The sequence below is a fragment of the Streptomyces sp. NPDC101118 genome (assembly GCF_044759445.1).
Taxonomy (GTDB): domain Bacteria; phylum Actinomycetota; class Actinomycetes; order Streptomycetales; family Streptomycetaceae; genus Streptomyces.
Genome location: NZ_JBIVZG010000014.1, coordinates 155,215 through 173,344 on the forward strand (window position 1 = coordinate 155,215; position 18,130 = coordinate 173,344).

16 protein-coding genes and 1 tRNA gene are annotated in these 18,130 nt (G+C 72.7%); 4 read left to right on the top strand and 13 right to left on the bottom strand.

What is annotated here, in order from left to right:
- Nucleotides 1–121: 121 nt before the first annotated feature.
- From ACIQUQ_RS22785 to pgsA, 7 genes are all read right to left on the bottom strand, one after another.
- Entirely contained in the window at nucleotides 122–874 is a 753-nt protein-coding gene (locus tag ACIQUQ_RS22785; protein WP_403978686.1) for a YebC/PmpR family DNA-binding transcriptional regulator, read from the bottom strand.
- A 57-nt stretch (nucleotides 875–931) separates the two neighbouring features.
- A complete protein-coding gene (pdxT, locus tag ACIQUQ_RS22790) occupies nucleotides 932–1,525 on the bottom strand; it encodes a pyridoxal 5'-phosphate synthase glutaminase subunit PdxT (RefSeq protein WP_403978689.1) in 594 nt (197 codons plus the stop codon).
- A 13-nt stretch (nucleotides 1,526–1,538) separates the two neighbouring features.
- Nucleotides 1,539–2,456 carry a pyridoxal 5'-phosphate synthase lyase subunit PdxS gene (gene pdxS, locus ACIQUQ_RS22795; protein ID WP_403978692.1) on the bottom strand — a complete coding sequence of 306 codons (918 nt, stop codon included), beginning with the start codon at nucleotides 2,454–2,456 and terminating at the stop codon, nucleotides 1,539–1,541.
- A 165-nt stretch (nucleotides 2,457–2,621) separates the two neighbouring features.
- On the bottom strand, nucleotides 2,622–3,167 hold the full coding sequence (locus ACIQUQ_RS22800; protein WP_403665824.1) for a hypothetical protein: 546 nt from the start codon (nucleotides 3,165–3,167) through the stop codon (nucleotides 2,622–2,624).
- An 889-nt stretch (nucleotides 3,168–4,056) separates the two neighbouring features.
- Entirely contained in the window at nucleotides 4,057–5,217 is a 1,161-nt protein-coding gene (locus ACIQUQ_RS22805) for a glycosyltransferase family 4 protein (protein ID WP_403978694.1), read from the bottom strand.
- On the bottom strand, nucleotides 5,214–6,122 hold the full coding sequence (locus tag ACIQUQ_RS22810; protein WP_403978696.1) for a phosphatidylinositol mannoside acyltransferase: 909 nt from the start codon (nucleotides 6,120–6,122) through the stop codon (nucleotides 5,214–5,216). The genes ACIQUQ_RS22805 and ACIQUQ_RS22810 overlap by 4 nt, the downstream gene beginning before the upstream one ends.
- Nucleotides 6,119–6,865: a phosphatidylinositol phosphate synthase gene (gene pgsA / locus ACIQUQ_RS22815; protein ID WP_403978699.1), complete on the bottom strand. Its 747-nt coding sequence runs from the start codon at nucleotides 6,863–6,865 to the stop codon at nucleotides 6,119–6,121. The genes ACIQUQ_RS22810 and pgsA overlap by 4 nt, the downstream gene beginning before the upstream one ends.
- Nucleotides 6,866–7,116: 251 nt before the next feature.
- Between pgsA and ACIQUQ_RS22820 the strand changes: the two genes are divergently transcribed.
- Together ACIQUQ_RS22820 and ACIQUQ_RS22825 are read left to right on the top strand one after the other, a co-directional pair.
- Nucleotides 7,117–9,315: an elongation factor G-like protein EF-G2 gene (locus tag ACIQUQ_RS22820; RefSeq protein ID WP_403978701.1), complete on the top strand. Its 2,199-nt coding sequence runs from the start codon at nucleotides 7,117–7,119 to the stop codon at nucleotides 9,313–9,315.
- A gap of 197 nt (nucleotides 9,316–9,512) precedes the next feature.
- Nucleotides 9,513–11,171: a hypothetical protein gene (locus tag ACIQUQ_RS22825; protein ID WP_403978704.1), complete on the top strand. Its 1,659-nt coding sequence runs from the start codon at nucleotides 9,513–9,515 to the stop codon at nucleotides 11,169–11,171.
- Between the two features lie 103 nt (nucleotides 11,172–11,274).
- Here ACIQUQ_RS22825 and ACIQUQ_RS22830 read toward each other — a convergent pair whose 3' ends face one another.
- Nucleotides 11,275–11,835, bottom strand: a complete 561-nt coding sequence (locus ACIQUQ_RS22830; protein WP_403978707.1) for an HIT family protein — start codon at nucleotides 11,833–11,835, stop codon at nucleotides 11,275–11,277.
- Between the two features lie 67 nt (nucleotides 11,836–11,902).
- Here ACIQUQ_RS22830 and ACIQUQ_RS22835 point away from each other — a divergent pair, with 67 nt between their 5' ends.
- The gene (locus ACIQUQ_RS22835) at nucleotides 11,903–12,565 is read left to right on the top strand and encodes a potassium channel family protein (protein WP_403978710.1); all 663 of its coding nucleotides are present in this window, start codon (nucleotides 11,903–11,905) and stop codon (nucleotides 12,563–12,565) included.
- A gap of 67 nt (nucleotides 12,566–12,632) precedes the next feature.
- Here the strand turns inward: ACIQUQ_RS22835 and thrS are convergent, their stop codons facing one another.
- The 3 genes from thrS to ACIQUQ_RS22850 form a co-directional block, all read right to left on the bottom strand.
- Nucleotides 12,633–14,609, bottom strand: a complete 1,977-nt coding sequence (thrS, locus tag ACIQUQ_RS22840; protein WP_403978713.1) for a threonine--tRNA ligase — start codon at nucleotides 14,607–14,609, stop codon at nucleotides 12,633–12,635.
- A 131-nt stretch (nucleotides 14,610–14,740) separates the two neighbouring features.
- The gene (locus tag ACIQUQ_RS22845; RefSeq protein WP_403978716.1) at nucleotides 14,741–15,937 is read right to left on the bottom strand and encodes a hypothetical protein; all 1,197 of its coding nucleotides are present in this window, start codon (nucleotides 15,935–15,937) and stop codon (nucleotides 14,741–14,743) included.
- Nucleotides 15,937–16,482, bottom strand: coding sequence for a DUF4365 domain-containing protein (locus ACIQUQ_RS22850; protein WP_403978719.1), 546 nt, complete (start codon nucleotides 16,480–16,482; stop codon nucleotides 15,937–15,939). Before ACIQUQ_RS22850 ends, ACIQUQ_RS22845 begins: the two co-directional genes overlap by 1 nt.
- Nucleotides 16,483–16,680: 198 nt before the next feature.
- On the opposite strand from ACIQUQ_RS22850, the gene ACIQUQ_RS22855 reads away from it, so the two are divergent.
- Entirely contained in the window at nucleotides 16,681–17,406 is a 726-nt protein-coding gene (locus tag ACIQUQ_RS22855) for a 3'-5' exonuclease (RefSeq protein ID WP_403978722.1), read from the top strand.
- 85 nt (nucleotides 17,407–17,491) lie between these two features.
- On the opposite strand, the gene ACIQUQ_RS22860 is transcribed toward ACIQUQ_RS22855, so the two are convergent.
- Together ACIQUQ_RS22860 and ACIQUQ_RS22865 are read right to left on the bottom strand one after the other, a co-directional pair.
- A tRNA-Val gene (locus tag ACIQUQ_RS22860) sits at nucleotides 17,492–17,563 on the bottom strand.
- Nucleotides 17,564–17,615: 52 nt separating this feature from the next.
- Nucleotides 17,616–18,077 carry an SRPBCC family protein gene (locus tag ACIQUQ_RS22865; protein WP_403978725.1) on the bottom strand — a complete coding sequence of 154 codons (462 nt, stop codon included), beginning with the start codon at nucleotides 18,075–18,077 and terminating at the stop codon, nucleotides 17,616–17,618.
- Between the last annotated feature and the right edge of the window lie 53 nt (nucleotides 18,078–18,130).

Here is an 18,130-nt window from a genome sequence, read left to right on the forward strand (position 1 = left end):
CACCCCCGCCGTGGTCGCACCCTCGCCCCCGGGCCCCGGGGCCCCCCCCCCCCCCCCCCCCAACCGGGGGGGGGGCGGGGGGGGGGGGGCCCCCCCCCCCCCCCGCCGGAGCCGCTGCCGATCAGGCGTCGACCGCCGCCATGACCTCGTCGCTGACGTCGAAGTTGGCGAAGACGTTCTGCACGTCGTCGCTGTCCTCCAGCGCGTCGATCAGCTTGAACATCTTGCGCGCGCCCTCCTCGTCCAGCTCGACCTGCATGGTCGGGACGAAGCTGGACTCGGCCGAGTCGTAGTCGATGCCCGCCTCCTGGAGCGCGGAGCGGACCGCGACCAGGTCGGTGGCCTCGCTGATGACCTCGAACTGCTCACCGAGGTCGTTGACCTCCTCGGCGCCCGCCTCGAGCACGTGCTCCAGGACGTCGTCCTCGGTCAGCTCGCCCTTGGGCAGCACGACGACGCCCTTGCGGTTGAACAGGTACGAGACCGAGCCCGGGTCGGCCATCGAACCGCCGTTGCGGGTCATGGCGACGCGCACGTCGGACGCGGCACGGTTGCGGTTGTCGGTGAGGCACTCGATGAGCACCGCGACGCCGTTCGGGCCGTAGCCCTCGTACATGATCGTGGCGTAGTCGACGCCACCCGCCTCAAGACCACCGCCGCGCTTGACCGCGGAGTCGATGTTCTTGTTGGGCACCGAGCTCTTCTTGGCCTTCTGGATGGCGTCGAAGAGGGTCGGGTTGCCGTCCGGGTCGGCACCGCCGGTGCGGGCCGCGACCTCGATGTTCTTGATCAGCTTCGCGAAGAGCTTGCCGCGCTTGGCATCGATCACGGCCTTCTTGTGCTTCGTCGTAGCCCATTTAGAGTGGCCGGACATCCGCCTGTCTCCTTCGCGTAACCAACAGTGTTCGCCTCAGATCCTACCGGGGCCGCGTCAGGCGCTCGCGCGCACCATGTCGACGAAATACGCGTGGACGCGGTCGTCGCCGGTGAGTTCCGGGTGGAACGAGGTCGCCAGCACGTTGCCCTGACGCACCGCCACCGTGTGGCCGTCGTACGTCGCGAGGACCTGGGCGGAGGCGCCGACCGACTCCACCCACGGCGCGCGGATGAAGACGCCCTCGACGGGGCCGCCCTCGATGCCCTCGAAGGCGATCTGCGCCTCGAAGGACTCGTTCTGGCGGCCGAACGCGTTGCGGCGGACGATCATGTCGATGCCGCCGAGCGTCTCCTGGTCCTCGCGGCCGTCCAGGAGCTTGTCGGCGAGCATGATCATGCCCGCGCAGGTGCCGTACACCGGCATCCCGGCGCGCACGCGCTCGCGCAGCGGCTCCAGCATGCCGAAGAGGACGGCGAGCTTGGACATGGTCGTGGACTCGCCGCCGGGGATGACCAGGGCGTCGACCTCGGCGAGCTCCTCGGGGCGCCGGACCGGCCTGGCCACGGCGTCAGCCGCGGCCAGGGCGATCAGGTGCTCCCGGACGTCGCCCTGGAGGGCCAGGACGCCGATGATGGGAGGGTTGTTCATGTTCCGGGGTGCCTTACCAGCCGCGGGAGGCGTAGCGCTCGGCCTCGGGCAGGGTGTCGCAGTTGATGCCGACCATGGCCTCGCCCAGGTTGCGGGAGGCGTCCGCGATGACCTTCGGGTCGTCGTAGAAGGTGGTGGCCTTCACGATGGCGGCGGCGCGCTTGACCGGGTCGCCCGACTTGAAGATGCCGGAGCCGACGAAGACGCCCTCGGCGCCGAGCTGACGCATCAGGGCGGCGTCGGCCGGGGTGGCGACGCCACCGGCGGAGAACAGCACGACCGGGAGCTTGCCGAGCTCGGCGACCTCCTTGACGATCTCGTACGGGGCGCGCAGCTCCTTGGCGGCGGCGTACAGCTCGTTGTTGTCGTAGCCGCGCAGCTGGGCGATCTCGTTCTTGATCTGGCGCAGGTGGCGGACGGCCTCGACGACGTTGCCGGTGCCGGCCTCGCCCTTCGAGCGGATCATGGCCGCGCCCTCGGCGATGCGGCGCAGGGCCTCGCCCAGGTTGGTGGCGCCACAGACGAAGGGGGTGGTGAAGGCCCACTTGTCGGAGTGGTTGATCTCGTCGGCCGGGGTGAGGACCTCGGACTCGTCGATGTAGTCGACGCCGAGGGACTGCAGGACCTGGGCCTCGACGAAGTGGCCGATGCGGGACTTGGCCATCACCGGGATGGAGACCGCGTCGATGATCTCCTCGATCATGTTCGGGTCCGACATGCGGGCGACGCCGCCGTCCTTGCGGATGTCCGCGGGGACCCGCTCCAGGGCCATGACGGCCACGGCGCCGGCGTCCTCGGCGATCTTCGCCTGCTCGGCGTTGACCACGTCCATGATCACGCCGCCCTTGAGCTGCTCGGCCATGCCGCGCTTGACGCGGGAGGTGCCGATGGCCGACTCAGCGGACTGCGGGGTGGTGGGAAGCGTGCTCACGGATTGACCTCACTCGATGGAGACGGGGTACTGCGGTACTACGCAGCCAGGAAACCCGGCGGGGGCCGGAAAGTCCGACCTGAGCCAGCAAACCGGGCCGATCAGTCCACTGCAAGGGCCAATGTGGAGCGAGTGGATCCTTCCGCATGGCCAGAGTGGCCAGTGTCAGCTGCCGGGGCGGTCTGCCAAGGCCACCGGAGGCTCATCGTCCATTTCGAAGGCGAGCGGGAACGGCGCGTGGCCGGCCAGCCGGAACCAGCGGACCTTGCGGTGGCGGCGCAGGGCACGGGCCGCGCGGACGGCGTCGTTGTGGAACCGCCGGGCCATGGGGACGCGGCGCACGGCCGCGGCCAGCTCGCCGGCGGCCTCCTCGCCACCGGGCGCCTCCTTGACGGCCTCGACCTGGTCGGGGTCCTCGAAGACGGCCCGCAGGGCCTGGCTGAGCTCGCTCTCGGCGACCTCGCGGTGGTCCTCCTCGGCCTGGCGGGCCGCGTGCGCGGCCTCGTAGAGCACGATGGACGCGGCGGGATCGAGCACCCCCGAGGTGGCCACCTCCAGCGCGACGGAGGCGCGGCGCACGAGCTGCGCGTCGAGTGCGGCGCGGGCGGCGTCGATGCGCGTGTGCAGCCGGTCGAGCCGTCCGGCGGTCCAGCTGAGGTAGATCCCGACGGCGACGAGCGCCAGGGCGATCCAGACGAGGGTTTCGATCACGCCCGGCGACTCTACCGGTCCGCTGCGCTTGGCCGACCTCCGCGGTACCGGTCTGGCGCGCCCGGCCGGCCTCCGCAGTACCGGTCCGCTGTACGGCGCCCGCCCGGCGCCCTCGGGCTCGGCGGACTCCGGCGCGGACGGCATCCCGGCCGGCGCGCTCGCGCCAACCGCGCGTCGGCGCCTGCCGCGGGCCGTGCCCCCGCCCACCGGGAGGAGGTACCCCACCCCGCCCTTCTTCCGTTCACCGGGACTCGGCCCCGGACCCCCGCGCGAAGGACGGAGGTGCGGCCGACCGGCCGCGGCGTGCCTCGGGCAACGCGTGCGGCCCGGGGCGGCGGCTTTCAGCCCCTGCGGCGTTTGAGCAGCGGGGCCCGGGGCGGAGATCCGGTGAACGGGAGAAGGGCGGGGAGGGGCCGCCCCGCAGGGCAGCGGCCCCGGAGCCCGGGGGCGGCTCCGGGTGCACGGCTTCGCTGCCTGGGCCGCGGCCAGGGCGCAGCTTCGGGAAGCCGGGGCGGGCTCCGGACAGCCAGGAGCCCGTTTCGGCTGCGGCGCCCGGCCTTCGCGGCTTGGGCGCCGTTTCAACCCGGCCGGGGCCTCTTCGGCAGGTCGGGCCGCTCCGGGTGGCCGACGCCGGGGGCCGCTTCCGGGAGCTTGGGCCCGCTTCGAAATAGGCCAGGGCCCAGTGCGCGCAGGCCGGGGAGCCCAGGCCCGCTGCGCAGAGGCAGGGGAGGAGCCCAGGGCCTGGTCGGGAGCCCAGGCCTCCTCGGCAGTGGCCTGGGAGGGAGCCCGGGCCCGCTGCGCGGAGGCCCGGGAGGGGCCAGGGGTCACTTCCGGGCGGCCGTTCCGGGGGCCCGGGCCTCGCTTCGGGGGCCCGGGGCCGCGGCGGCGGTCAGTCCCGGGTGAGGCCCCATCTCGTGCGGAGGGGGACACGTTCGTCGGTGGCGACCGAGGCCGCGCCGTCCGTGACCGTCTCGTAGACCGCCAGGATGTCCGCGCCCACCGTCGACCAGTCGAAGCGCTTCACGTGCGCCGAGCCCCGCGCGCTCAGCTCCGCGCGCCGGGCCGGGTCCTCCAGCAGCCGGACCGCGCCGCGGGCCAGCGACGCCGGGTCCTCGTTCGTGAAGAGGTCGCCCGCCGCGCCCTGGTCCAGCACCTGCGCGAACGCGTCCAGGTCCGAGGCCAGCACCGGAGCCCCCGCCGAGAGGGCCTCGACCAGGATGATCCCGAAGCTCTCGCCGCCGGTGTTGGGCGCCACGTACACGTCCACGCTGCGCAGCAGCCGCGCCTTGTCCTCGTCCGAGACCATGCCCAGGAAGGTGACCTTCGAGCGGAGCTCGGGCGGCAGCGTCGCCACCGCCTCCTCCTCGTCGCCCCGGCCCGCCACGAGCAGCCGTACGTCCGGGCAGGCCGCCGCGATCTCCGGGAACGCCGCCATCAGCACCGGCAGCCCCTTGCGCGGCTCGTCGATGCGGCCGATGAAGCCCAGGGTCCGCCCGGTCCACTCCGGGTTCGGCTCCGCCTTCTCGAAGAAGCCGACGTCGACGCCGTTGGGGATCACCACCGCGTCGCCGCCCAGGTGCTCCACCAGCGTGCGCCGCGCGTACTCGCTCACCGCGATGCGGGCGCTGATCTTCTCCAGCGCGGGCTGGAGGATCGGGTACGCGGCGATCATCGCCCGGGAGCGCGGGTTCGAGGTGTGGAACGTGGCCACGATCGGCCCCTGCGCCGCCCAGCAGGCGAGCAGGCCGAGCGAGGGCGAGGCCGGCTCGTGGATGTGGATCACGTCGAAGGTGCCGTCGTGCAGCCACCTCCGCACCCGTGCCGCCGACAGGAAGCCGAAGTTCAGCCGTGCCACGGAGCCGTTGTACGGCACCGGCACGGCACGCCCCGCGGAGACCACGTACGGCGGGAGCGGGGTGTCGTCGTCCGCGGGCGCGAGGACGGAGACCTCGTGGCCCAGCCGGATCAGGTGCTCGGCCAGGTCCCGGATGTGGAACTGGACCCCGCCCGGTACGTCCCAGGAGTACGGGCAGACGATGCCGATCTTCACGCGCGGTCCCCCCGCGGTTCGAGGTCGTCCAGCCACAGCCGCTGGAGCATGTGCCAGTCCTCCGGGTGCTCGCCGATGCCGGAGGCGAAGGCGTCGGCCAGCGCCTGCGTCATCGTCGCCGTCTTCGCGGGCCTGGTGCCCTCCTCGGGCACCTCGACCGGCGGGTGGATGCGGCCGCGCATCATGGCCGCCCCGTCGTACCAGAGCGTCACCGGCAGCAGGACGGCCCCGGTCTGCTGCGCCAGCAGCGCGGGCCCGGCGGGCATCCGGGCCGCGGCGCCGAAGAAGTCCACCTCGACGCCCGAGGAGGACAGGTCCCGGTCCGCGACCAGGCAGATCAGGCCGCCCGAGCGCAGCCGCCGGGCGAGCGTGCCGAAGGCCGCGCCGCCGCTGTGCGGGAGCACCTCCATGCCGAGGCTCTCGCGGTAGGCGACGAACCGGTCGTACAGCGACTCGGGCTTGAGCCGCTCCGCGACGGTGGTGAAGGGCACCCCGAGGTACGTGGTGACCCAGGCGCCCGCGAGGTCCCAGTTGGCCAGGTGCGGCAGGGCGATGATCACACCGCGTCCGGAGGCGAGCGCCTCCCGCAGGATGTGGTCGTCCTTGATCTCCACGGTCTCCCGGACCCGCGCGGCATCCCAGGCCGGCAGCCGGAACGACTCCATCCAGTAGCGCATGTACGAGCGCATGCCGGCCCGCGACAGCTCGCGCAGCCGCTCGGCGTCCGCCCCGGGCACCACCCGGGCCAGGTTCGACTCCAGCCGCAGCACGCTCTTGCCGCGCCGCCGCCAGGCGAAGTCGGCGATGCGCCGCCCCAGCCCGGTGGCCGCGGGCTCCGGCAGCTTCTTCACGGTGCTCCAGCCGAGCCCGTACACCCCGTCCGTCAGCCGGTCGCGCAGGTTCACGCGGCACCGTCCCCGGCCGTGTGGGCGCCGTTCTCGGCGGTACGGGAGCCGTCCCCGGCCCCGCCGTCCCCCGCCGTACGGGAGTCCCCCGCCGTACGGGAGCCCTCCGCCGCGTCCGCCTCCGCCGACTCACGCCGCACGGTCACCACGCGCTGCACCAGCGTGACGAGCGAGCCGACCGCCACCACCCAGAGCGCCACCGGCAGCAGCACGCCGATCCAGCCGGGCACCCCGAAGATCTGGAGGCCCGACAGTCCGGCCGCCACCAGCGTGATGACCAGCCGCTCGGCCCGCTCGACCATGCCGTTCACGGCCACCGGCAGCCCGATCGACTCGCCGCGCGCCTTGGTGTACGAGACCACCTGGCCGCTCGCCAGGCAGAAGATCGCCACGGCGCACAGCACGTTGTCGTGCCCGCCGCCCGCGTACCAGAGCGCCAGGCCGCCGAAGATCGCCGCGTCGGCGACCCGGTCCAGGGTGGAGTCGAGGAAGGCGCCCCACCGGCTGGACACGCCGGCCTGCCGCGCCATGTTCCCGTCGACCAGGTCGGAGAAGACGAACAGGGTGATCGTGATCGTGCCCCAGAAGAAGTCGCCCCGGGGGAAGAAGACCAGCGCACCCGCCACCACCCCGGCGGTGCCGATGAGGGTGACCGCGTCCGGGCTCACCCCCCGGCGGAGCAGAAACGCGGCGAACGGTGTGAGGACACGCGTGAAGAATGCACGCGCGTACTTGTTCAGCATGGCCTTCCCGGAGGGTCGCTGGGCCGCGCGGCCACAGCGGCCACCGGCTGGCCCATCGTAGCCAGGGGTGGCGTGTTCACCCCCTCGCACCCACCGGTTCGCGTCGGGTACGACGTATGGACGCACCGTGACACGGGTGCAAAGCTCGAAGGACCGCGGGCGTCGCCGGAGCCGTCGATTCCCCTCGCGACTCCCCTGGGTCCGCGCTCACATCCTCCTCGCCGTGCAAGGAACAGGGAGGCAAGGCAACCATGGGCGACAAGGCGAACCAACAGCCCGGGGCCGCCGGCAGGGCACTGACGGCCGACCGGCCCTCCGACATCCGGAACGTGGTGCTGGTCGGCCACAGCGGAGCCGGGAAGACGACCCTGGTCGAAGCGCTCGCGCTGACCGCCGGAGCGGTCAACCGGGCCGGACGGGTCGAGGACGGCGGCACGGTCTCGGACTACGACGAGATCGAACACCGCCAGCAGCGGTCCGTACAGCTCTCGCTCGTCCCGGTCGAATGGGGCGGCATCAAGATCAACATTCTGGACACCCCCGGATACGCCGACTTCGTCGGGGAACTCAGGGCCGGTCTGCGGGCGGCGGACGCGGCCCTTTTCGTCGTCTCGGCCTCCGACGGCGTGGACGGCGCCACCCGCATGGTCTGGGAGGAGTGCGCCGCGGTCGGCATGCCCCGGGCCATCGTCGTCACCCATTTGGAGGCATCCCGCGCCGACTACGCCCAGATGACCGCGGTCTGCGGCGAGATCTTCGGCGCGGACGACCCCGACGCCGTCACACCGCTCTACCTCCCCCTCCACGGCCCCCCGGGCCCCGACGGCCACGCCCCCGTCCACGGCCTGCTCGGCCTGCTCTCCCAGCGCGTGTACGACTACACCTCGGGCGAACGCCGCGAGCGCGACCCGGAGCCGGACGAACTGGCCCTGATCGCGGACGCGCGGAACCGGCTCATCGAGGCCGTCATCGCCGAGAGCGAGGACGAGGGCCTCATGGACCGCTACCTGGGCGGCGAGGAGATCGACCTGAAAACGCTGGTCGACGACCTGGAGCGGGCCGTCGCCCGCGGCACCTTCCACCCCGTGCTGATGGCCGCGCCCGCCACCGACGGCGCCCGCCAGGGCCTGGGCACCGTGGAACTCCTCGAACTGATCACCGGCGGCTTCCCCACACCCGAGGAACGGCCGGAACTCGCCGTCACCACCCCCCAGGGCGGCGCGCGGCCCGCCGTCACCTGCGATCCCGCCGGCCCGCTCGTCGCCGAGGTCGTCAAGACCTCCTCCGACCCCTACGTGGGCCGCGTCTCGCTCGTACGCGTCTTCTCCGGCACCCTGCGCCCCGACGAGACCGTGCACGTCTCCGGCCACGGCCTGGAGGACCGCGGCCACGAGGACCACGACGTCGACGAACGCGTCGGCGCCCTGTCCTCCCCCTTCGGCAAGGCCCAGCGCAGCCTGGGCAGGGCCATCGCCGGCGACCTCGCCTGCGTGGCCAAGCTCACCCGCGCGGAGACCGGCGACACCCTCTCCTCGAAGGACGACCCGCTCCTGATGGAGCCCTGGGTGATGCCCGACCCCCTGCTCCCCCTCGCCATCCAGGCCCACAGCAAGGCCGACGAGGACAAGCTCTCCCAGGGCCTGGCCCGGCTGGTCGCCGAGGACCCGACCATGCGGCTGGAGCAGAACAAGCACACCCACCAGGTGGTCCTGTGGTGCCTGGGCGAGGCCCACATGGACGTGGCGCTGGAGCGCCTGCGCACCCGGTACGGCGTCCACGTCGACGCCGTGCCCCACAAGGTCTCGCTGCGGGAGACCTTCGGCGCCAGGGCGGCCGGTCGCGGCCGCCACGTCAAGCAGTCCGGCGGCCACGGCCAGTACGCCATCTGCGAGATCGAGGTCGAGCCGCTGCCGCCCGGCAGCGGGATCGAGTTCGTCGACAAGGTGGTGGGCGGCGCCGTGCCACGGCAGTTCATCCCGTCCGTCGAGAAGGGGGTGCGCGCCCAGGCCGCCAAGGGACTGGCCGCCGGGTACCCGCTGGTCGACGTACGGATCACCCTGGTCGACGGCAAGGCGCACTCGGTGGACTCCTCCGACGCCGCCTTCCAGACCGCCGGCGCGCTCGCCCTGCGCGAGGCCGCCGCGGAGGCCCGGATCCACCTGCTGGAGCCGGTCGCGGAGCTGTCCGTGCTGATCCCCGACGAGTACGTCGGCCCGGTCATGAGCGACCTGTCCAGCCGGCGCGGCCGGGTCGTCGGCACCGAACAGGCCGGCCCCGGCAGGACGCTCGTACGCGCCGAGATCCCCGAGATCGAGATCGACCGGTACGCGGTGGAGCTGCGCTCGGTCTCCCACGGCACCGGCCGCTTCGACCGCGCGTACGCCCGGCACGAGCCCATGCCGCAGCAGTTGGCGGACAAGATGCGCGAAGAGGCCCAGAAGGGAACGTAGTCGGTCATGCCATCCGGAGCCGCCCGCCCAACTCGCTTGCGGCGGGCGGCATTTCCGGGTCCCGTACCGGGGTGATGCACCTGGCGGATAGGCTTCGTCACGAAGTGTGCCGGGTGTGACCACGGGGAACAGCCGCAAGGTAGGGGGCACCGCCCGGGCACGGCGGGCGGGGTCAAGCACGCGTGATGGGGGCAGCGGTGGCGGACGATCTTTTCGACTTCAGTCCCGGAGCACAGGTCCCGCTCCAGGGCGCGGGCGGCCAGACCGCGGCGACGAACGCCCTCGCCTCGGCGGCGTACCGCGACAGCCCCGTGGACGAGATCCAGAAGGCCGACAACGACTGGTACAAGACCGACGTGAAGGCGGGCAAGCTCTCGCTCTTCAAGCCCAACCTGGGCGAAGCCTTCTGCACCGCGGTCGAGGCCCGGATGCTCGGCGCCAAGCGCAAGGCCCTCGTCCAGTCCTTCGGCGCCGAACCGCAGACCGTGGTCGAGCACTGCCTGGCCGCCTCCCGCATCCGCAAGCAGCGCGACGCCAAGCTCCGCATGATCATGTTCGTGTGCGGCGTGGTCTTCCTCCCCGGCCTGCTGCTCTGGCTCGGCCTCTTCCAGCTCCGCAAGACCCTCGCGGGCAAGGAGGGCGACCGGAAGGCCACCTGGATGGGCACCGCCGTCCTCGTCGGCATCGGCATCGTCGCCGCCGTGGCCATGTTCCGGCTGCCGTTCACCGGCTTCTGGGGCTACTACCTCCGCGCCATGGTGATCGCCCCCGCCGTCGGCTGGCCCCTGGCCCGCCGCATCTGCGAGGCCACCGCCAAGGACATGCGGGCCCGCTGGGACGGCCTGCTCTCCGGGGGCGGCATCGGCGCCAAGATCCCCGAGGCGGTGCCCGGCAACCCCGACGAGACCGCGGCCGAGGAACTGCGCCGCCAGCTCGCCAGGCTCACCGCCGAGGACCGCAGCAACTCGGTCTTCTACGCCGGCCCCAAGGGGATACTCGGCATGGGCACCCGGTGGGGCAGCTGGCAGCTGGCCGAGGAGCTGGCCCCCCGCACCGCCGGCACGGAGATCCACCCGTTCCGCAGCTGGGACGTCATCCGCATGATCGAGAAGCAGCTCACCCAGCTCGACCGCGGCCCCCTGCACACCGGCGGCTTCCCCGCCCCCTCGGTCAAGCACTGGATCGTCAGCCCGGTCGGCGAGGGCGCCAAGGAGGTGACCCGGCCGTCCGGCGAGGGCGCCGACAGCTTCCAGATCACCGGCCAGGAGATAACGCGGATCTGCAACGAGCAGCAGTTCGGCAGCGGCAACCGCCACTACCTGGGCGTGCAGTTCACCCTCTGGGACGGCCAGCTGGTGCTCACCATGCTGGTCACCGTCACCGTGCTCTACCAGACCCTGCGCGTGGAGGTCACCGGCCACGCCCTGGGCCCGGTCCACGGCCTGTTCACCACCAAGTCCGCGCCGAAGACCCACGAGGTCCCCAAGAGCATCCGCTTCTGGGAGACCGTCGAGATCGTCGAGCCGCTCTGCGACACCAACGAGGTGGTCAGGCTCAGCGTCCGCGCGCTGCTCAGCTGGTACCCGCCGGTGCTGAACTTCCTCGGCGGCAAGATCGTCCTGCCCGAGCCGTTCGGCGTCCGCCACGTCTGGGCCGCCCAGCCCTGGCGCCACCGCTTCATGGCCGACGACGCGATGCGCGCCGCCACCCCGGTGCTGCGGGTGGTGCACTCCGCCGCGATGAAGGTGCTGGAGGAGAACGGCGTGGACACCGAGCGCTTCACCAACCGTTCCATGATCGTCAGCGGCCTGGTCCAGGACCCGTCCCCGCGCAAGGCGGACCTGTACGACGCGTAGCGCGCCCGGCGCGACGCGAGGGGGCCCGTACGGCGATCCGTACGGGCCCCCTCGCGTCCGGCACCGGGCCGGCGGCCGGGGCCGGCCGCTCGGCCGGGCGGCGTCAGTCGCTCGGCCAGGCGTCCGCCAGCATCGCGCGGGTGTCCGCCAGCAGCTGCGGCAGCACCTTCGTGTGCCCCACCACCGGCATGAAGTTCGTGTCCCCGCCCCAGCGCGGCACGATGTGCTGGTGCAGGTGGGCGGCGATGCCGGCACCGGCCGCCGCGCCCTGGTTCATGCCGATGTTGAAGCCGTGCGCACCCGAGGCCTTCCGCAGCGCGACCATGGCCCGCTTGGTCAGGTCGGCGAGCTCCGCGGTCTCCGGGCCGTCCAGGTCGGTGTAGTCGGCCACGTGCCGGTACGGGACCACCATCAGGTGCCCGCCGTTGTACGGGTACAGGTTGAGCACCGCGTACACGTGCCTCCCCCGCGCCACGACCAGGCCGTCCGTGTCGGACATGTCCGGGATCCCGCAGAACGGACAGCCGTCGCCCGCCTCCGGGCCGGTGGGCTTGTTCTCCCCCTGGATGTACGCCATCCGGTGGGGCGTCCACAGCCGCTGGAACGCGTCCTGCACCCCGACACCGATCTGCTGCTCCGGCTCAGTCGTCATGCCATGCAGCATATGGCTTCGCCCCCGCGCGGCGTGTCGCCGGGGCGCACACCGGCCGGCCTGCGGCGATCCTGTCCGGATGGAGACCGAACCCGAATCCCGCCTGGCGCGCTGGGAGAGCCGTACCGAGCTGCCGCTGTTCCTGATCTCCCTGGCGTTCACCGCCGGATACGCGGTCCGCGTACTGGTCCCGGACTCCGAGGAGACAATGCGCGAAGCCGGCCTCGCGATCACCTTCGCGGCATGGGGCTGCTTCGCCGGCGACTACCTCGTGCGCCTGGAACTCAGCGGCCGGCGCCCGCTGCGCTTCGCGCGCACCCACATGCTGGACACCCTCGTGCTGATCCTGCCGCTGCTGCGGCCGCTGCGCATGGTGCAGGTGTACAACGCCGTCCAGAAGCGCCGGGACCAGCCGCGCCTGGGCCTGTACGCGCGCGTGATCGCATACGCGAGCCTCTCCGCCGTGCTGCTGGGCTTCTCGGGGGCGCTGACCGTGTACGACCACGAACACGAGGCCCCCGGCGCCTCGATCGTCACCTTCGGCGACTCGATCTGGTGGGTGTGCGCCACACTGACCACCGTCGGGTACGGGGACGTGGTGCCGGTGACCCCGATGGGGCGAACCGTGGCGGCTGGCCTGATGTTCGGCGGCATGGCCCTGCTCGGCGCGGTGACCGGCTCCTTCTCGTCCTGGCTGCTCCAGGTGTTCACCAGGGAGGACGAGAAGACCCCCGGGAAGTGACCTTCCCGGGGGCCGGCCCCGCACGCGGCGGGGTTCAGTCCTCGATGCCTCGGAGCAGGACCGGGCCTCAGACCTGGACGCGGTCCTCGACGACCTTGACCAGCTTGGCCAGCGCCTCGTCCTTCGGGATGCCGTTCTCCTGCGAACCGTCGCGGTAGCGGAAGGAGACGGTGCCCGCGGCCATGTCCTCGTCACCGACGATGATCATGAACGGGACCTTGAGCTTCTGGTGGTTGCGGATCTTCTTCTGCATGCGGTCGGAGGAGGCGTCCACCTCGACCCGCAGGCCCCTCTTCTTCGCCTCGGCGGCGAACTCCTGCAGGTACTCGACGTGCGCGTCGCCGATCGGGATGCCGACCGCCTGCACCGGCGCCAGCCACGGCGGCATGGCACCCGCGTAGTGCTCCAGCAGCACCGCGAAGAACCGCTCGATGGAGCCGAACAGCGCGCGGTGGATCATGACGGGCCGCTGGCGCGAGCCGTCCGCCGCGGTGTACTCGAGGTCGAAGCGCTCCGGCAGGTTGAAGTCCAGCTGCACGGTCGACATCTGCCAGGTGCGGCCGATGGCGTCGCGCGCCTGCACGGAGATCTTCGGGCCGTAGAAGGCCGCGCCGCCCGGGTCGGGGGTCAGCGGGAGGCCCTGCTTCTCGGCGACCTGCTGGAGGACCGCGGTGGCCTCCTCCCAGACCTCGTCCGAGCCGACGAACTTCTCCGGGTCCTTGGTGGACAGCTCCAGGTAGAAGTCGGTCAGGCCGTAGTCGCGCAGCAGGTTCAGCACGAAGGTGAGGGTGCGGTCGAGCTCCTCGGCCATCTGCTCACGGGTGCAGTAGATGTGCGCGTCGTCCTGGGTGAAGCCGCGGGCCCGGGTCAGGCCGTGCACGACGCCGGACTTCTCGTACCGGTACACGGTGCCGAACTCGAAGAGGCGCAGCGGCAGTTCACGGTACGAACGCCCGCGCGCGTCGAAGATCAGGTTGTGCATCGGGCAGTTCATGGGCTTGAGGTAGTAGTCGGTACCACCGTCGAGCTGCATGGGGGGGTACATGCCCTCCGCGTACCAGTCCAGGTGACCGCTCTTCTCGAAGAGGGCGCCCTTGGTGGCGTGCGGCGAGTAGACGAACTCGTAGTTCTCCTCCTCGTGCCGCTTGCGGCTGTAGTCCTCCATCACCCGGCGGATGATGCCGCCGCGCGGGTGGAAGACGGCGAGGCCGGAGCCGATCTCGTCCGGGATGGAGAAGAGGTCCAGCTCGTTGCCGAGCTTGCGGTGGTCGCGCTTCTCGGCCTCGGCGAGGAAGTCGAGGTGGGCCTTCAGCTCCTCCTTCGACGGCCACGCGGTGCCGTAGATGCGCTGGAGCATCGGGTTCTTCTCGCTGCCGCGCCAGTAGGCGGCGGCGTTGCGCATCAGCTTGAACGCCGGGATGTTCCGGGTGGTGGGCAGGTGGGGACCGCGGCAGAGGTCCTTCCAGCACAGTTCGCCGGTCTTGGCGTCCAGGTTGTCGTAGATGGTCAGCTCGCCGGCGCCCACCTCGACGTTCGCGCCGTCGTCGGTGGAGGCCGAGCCCTTGATGCCGATGAGCTCCAGCTTGTACGGCTCGTCGGCGAGCTCCTCGCGGGCGGCCTCGTCGGTGACCACGCGGCGCGAGAAGCGCTGGCCGCGCTTCTGGATCTCCTGCATCTTCTTCTCGACGGCCTTGAGGTCATCGGGGGTGAAGGGCTTGGCCACGTCGAAGTCGTAGTAGAAGCCGTCCCGGACCGGCGGGCCGATGCCCAGCTTGGCCTCGGGGAAGAGCTCCTGCACGGCCTGCGCCATGACGTGCGCGGTCGAGTGGCGCAGGATGTTCAGGCCGTCCTCGGAGGAGATCTCCACCGGCTCGACGGTCTCGCCGTCCGCGGGCTCGTACGAGAGGTCCTTGAGCTCGCCGGCGACGCGCGCGGCGATCACGGTGCGCTCGCCGGAGAACAGGTCCGCCGCAGTGGTGCCCGTGGTCACCACGCGCTCTTCCCGCTCGGAATCGCGTTGGATGATCACACGGACGTCTGACACCGGTCTCTCCTGACTCTGGGGGCACCTCCCGGGCGACTGCCCGGGGAGATCGCGGCAGTGGTCACTGCGCGCCTGAATCGTACCGAGCCGACCGGCCCGCCCGCGAAACGGTTAACCCCCAGGTCCCGCCGTCAGTCCTCGCCGCACGCCTCCGCCAGGAAGTCCACGCCGTCCCCGCTGCCCTGGAGCGACTTCATCAGCCGGTCCCGCTCCACCTCGTCCAGCGGTACGGGAGCCACGTCGCGGGCGTCGGTCAGCCGCCGGAACCCGCCCCGGCGCTGGAGCCGGCCGGACAGCCGCACCGGCAGCCCGGCCAGGTGCGCGTGGCCCGCGACCTGGTACGCCTCCTCGTCGAGCGCGGCGCGGACGTACGGCACCTCCGCCCCGGCCAGCACCCGCAGCCGTACGCTCCCGCCGCCCCGCGCGGACGCGCGCCGCATCCGCACCACCGTGCCCGCGATCCGCACCGGCACGGCCGGCTCGTCCCGCGTGTACCGCTCCCCCGCCTCCCGCAGCACCGGGAGGTCCCCCGGCGAGAACTCCACGGGCTCGGGCCGCACCGCGCACCCGGCGGGGGTCCCGGCCGCCGGCGCCCAGGCCAGCGCCACGCGCGCCCCCTCCGTGCCCCGCACCAGGGAGATCAGGGCCTCGGCCAGCTCGCGGCTCACGCCCGCCTCGACCGCCGCGTCGAAGGCCTCCATCCCTCCCGTGGCCCGCCGGTAGTCGACGGCCTCCCGGGCGGCGTGCAGCGCGTGGTGGAGCCGGATCACCGTGCCCCGGCCCCCGTCCACCGGCACGAAGGCGGTCAGCCTCGACCCGCCGGGCGAGGGCCCGACCAGCACCCCCTCCAGGGCCCGCTCGGCCTGCGCCCGGTGCCGCGCCCCGTGGTAGCCGGCCCGCGCCCGGTCGGCCAGCGCCCCGGCGAGCAGCAGCCGGTGCGCGGCGTTCCGCAGCTGTTCCTGGGCGCCCCAGGAGGACTCCTCGCGCAGCCCGGGCGGGACCTCGCGCCACCAGCGCACCTCGTCGCTGGGCACGGTGAGCCCGTAGAGCACCTCGCGGGCGCCGGGCAGGGCGCTGCGCGACAGGGCGGTGAGGGCCTCGCCGAGCAGGTCCTCGCTGTCGGGGAAGCCGGTGCTCTCGGGCACCAGCAGGCTGGTGCCGCCGGGGCCGGCGCCGGGCGGCGTCCAGCGGCCGTACTGCCCGGCGGCCCCGCCCCTGCGCTGCCAGCCGTGCCGGTGCAGCAGGGCGCCGAGCACGGTCGGGTCGACGTCCGCGGCGGCCGGCCGGCGGGGCGGGGCGGCGGGGTGGTCGTGGTGGGTCCAGTGCATCAAGGTCTCCCTCCGACCCCGACCCGGGTCATGATCTCGCAGAGCGCGCGGTCGTCGAAGATCCGGTGGGTGGGGATCCTGACGGTGGTCCTGCTCCGGCCGGTGACGGGGTGTCCGGCCAGGTTGGTCCAGTAGCAGCAGTGGCGCAGCCCCAGGGCGTCGTGCCCGGCCCCGATCCAGTCCTCGCGGGACCGGGGGACGAGCATCACGACGAGGATCTTGTGCACGGCGACGGGGGTGCGGGCGAGCTTGACCAGGTGGTCGTTGTCGAGGGTGAAGCCGAAGCTCGGACCCGGCGGGCGGGGGGCCACCTGGTAGGTCGCCTTGAGCTGGACCTTGATGGTGACCTCGTCGTCGACGGTGTGGCCGTCGGAGCCGTGGCTGACGTGCCAGTCGATGCCGTTGTCCGGGAACGGCTGGGACAGCGAGCAGCCCGCCGCCGCGGCGACGGCGTGCAGATAGCCCACCTGGAGGGTCTCCATGCAGGCGGTGGTGGCGAGGTTGCCCCGCAGCGGCTCCGTCCGCTCGGGTTGTACGAGCGCCATGGCTCCCCGTGCCTTCCGGGTCGTGTCAGCAGGTCCATGACGACCGTTCAGGTGTACGGTCCCCCACCGGTGTTGTCTCCGCGACGGCCGTGCCGCAAACGGCGTACGGCGCCGGGGCCACGGGTATCACGCTCTCGGGCAGGGGTGGCCGGATCGAAGGCGCGCGCCATCTGCCGATCGGGGACGAGGAGTTCGGACATGACGCGCTGGTACGAGGGGCCGCTGGCCGCATTTGACACCGAGACCACCGGGGTGGACGTCGAGCAGGACCGCATCGTCTCCGCGGCGGTGGTGGTCCAGGAGTGTGCGGGCGGCCGGGTCCGGGCCACCCGCTGGCTGGTCAACCCGGGCATCCCGGTGCCCCGCGAGGCCACCGACGTGCACGGCCTGACCGAGGACCACCTGCAGCGCAACGGCCGGTGGCCGGCGCCGGTGGTGGAGGAGATAGCCCGCGCGCTGGCGGAGCAGACGGCGGCGGGCCGCCCGCTGGTGGTGATGAACGCCCCCTTCGACCTGACGCTGCTGGACCGGGAGTTGCGCAGGCACCGGGCGTCGTCGCTGTCGCGGTACCTCGACAACCGGCCGCTGACGGTGCTGGATCCGCGCGTGCTGGACAAGCACCTGGACCGGTACCGCAAGGGGCGGCGGACGCTGACGGACCTGTGCGCGCACTACGGCATAGCGCTGGAGGGCGCGCACGACGCGGCGGCGGACGCGGTGGCGTCGCTGGAGGTGGTCCGGGCGGTGGGGCGCAGGTTCGCGGCGCGGCTGGAGCGGCTGAGCCCGGCGGAGCTGCACGCGCTGCAGGCGGTGTGGCACGCGGCGCAGGCCCGGGGGCTCCAGGCGTGGTTCGCGCGGAACGGCTCGGAGGAGGCGGTGGACCCGCACTGGCCGCTGCGCCCGGAGGTGCCGGCGGCGGCGTGAGACGGGGCGCGCGCCGCGGAGGAACCGGCGTACCCCGGAAACGAGTTGAGGCCGGTCCGTCTGCTGACGGACCGGCCTCTCCCGGTGGGCGATACTGGGATCGAACCAGTGACCCCTTCGGTGTGAACGAAGTGCTCTCCCGCTGAGCTAATCGCCCGGGAACGAGTTGAACCATACAGGGCACGGGCGGGTGGTTCAAAACCCGGTCCTCAGGCAGCGTCCCGGCCCCCCGCCAGGAAGCGCGTGAGCCCGCGCCGTCCGGCGCGCATCATCAGTGCGTGGTTGGCGCGGAAGGCCGGGCGGGCGGGCACCGCGAGCCGCCGCATCAGGGGCTTGCGCACCACGACCTCCTGCTCGTAGACGGCCCGCGTGCCCCCGCCGGGGCCGGGGCGCACGGTCCACCGCGCCCAGCCGTCGAGGTCCCCGCTCATCGCCACCTCCAGCACGCCGGCCCCGGGGTCGTTGCGCCGCTCCGAGGCGGTGACGACCAGGTCGTACGGGAGGAGGGAGCGGAAGCGCGCGGTGCCGGTGCCCGCCCCACCCGGGGCCACGCGGCGGACCTGCGGCCACCACTCGGGGTACCGTCCGGGCTCCGCGAGCACGGCGAAGACCCGGCCGGGCGGCGCGGGGAGCTCCCACACGCTGCGGAAGCGGTAGCGGCACCAGTCCATACGGGGAGTCTGCGCGCCGGGCGGGCCCGGTACTCGCCGGCGGCCGCCTTTCC

What these genes read in the sequence shown, in the direction of transcription:
- ACIQUQ_RS22845 (WP_403978716.1), bottom strand. Translation starts at nt 15,937, where the DNA reads ATGCACTGGACCCACCACGACCACCCCGCCGCCCCGCCCCGCCGGCCG.
- ACIQUQ_RS22820 (WP_403978701.1), top strand. Translation starts at nt 7,117, where the DNA reads ATGGGCGACAAGGCGAACCAACAGCCCGGGGCCGCCGGCAGGGCACTG.
- ACIQUQ_RS22835 (WP_403978710.1), top strand. Translation starts at nt 11,903, where the DNA reads ATGGAGACCGAACCCGAATCCCGCCTGGCGCGCTGGGAGAGCCGTACC.
- ACIQUQ_RS22830 (WP_403978707.1), bottom strand. Translation starts at nt 11,835, where the DNA reads ATGCTGCATGGCATGACGACTGAGCCGGAGCAGCAGATCGGTGTCGGG.
- ACIQUQ_RS22855 (WP_403978722.1), top strand. Translation starts at nt 16,681, where the DNA reads ATGACGCGCTGGTACGAGGGGCCGCTGGCCGCATTTGACACCGAGACC.
- ACIQUQ_RS22850 (WP_403978719.1), bottom strand. Translation starts at nt 16,482, where the DNA reads ATGGCGCTCGTACAACCCGAGCGGACGGAGCCGCTGCGGGGCAACCTC.
- ACIQUQ_RS22865 (WP_403978725.1), bottom strand. Translation starts at nt 18,077, where the DNA reads ATGGACTGGTGCCGCTACCGCTTCCGCAGCGTGTGGGAGCTCCCCGCG.
- pdxT (WP_403978689.1), bottom strand. Translation starts at nt 1,525, where the DNA reads ATGAACAACCCTCCCATCATCGGCGTCCTGGCCCTCCAGGGCGACGTC.
- pgsA (WP_403978699.1), bottom strand. Translation starts at nt 6,865, where the DNA reads ATGCTGAACAAGTACGCGCGTGCATTCTTCACGCGTGTCCTCACACCG.
- ACIQUQ_RS22785 (WP_403978686.1), bottom strand. Translation starts at nt 874, where the DNA reads ATGTCCGGCCACTCTAAATGGGCTACGACGAAGCACAAGAAGGCCGTG.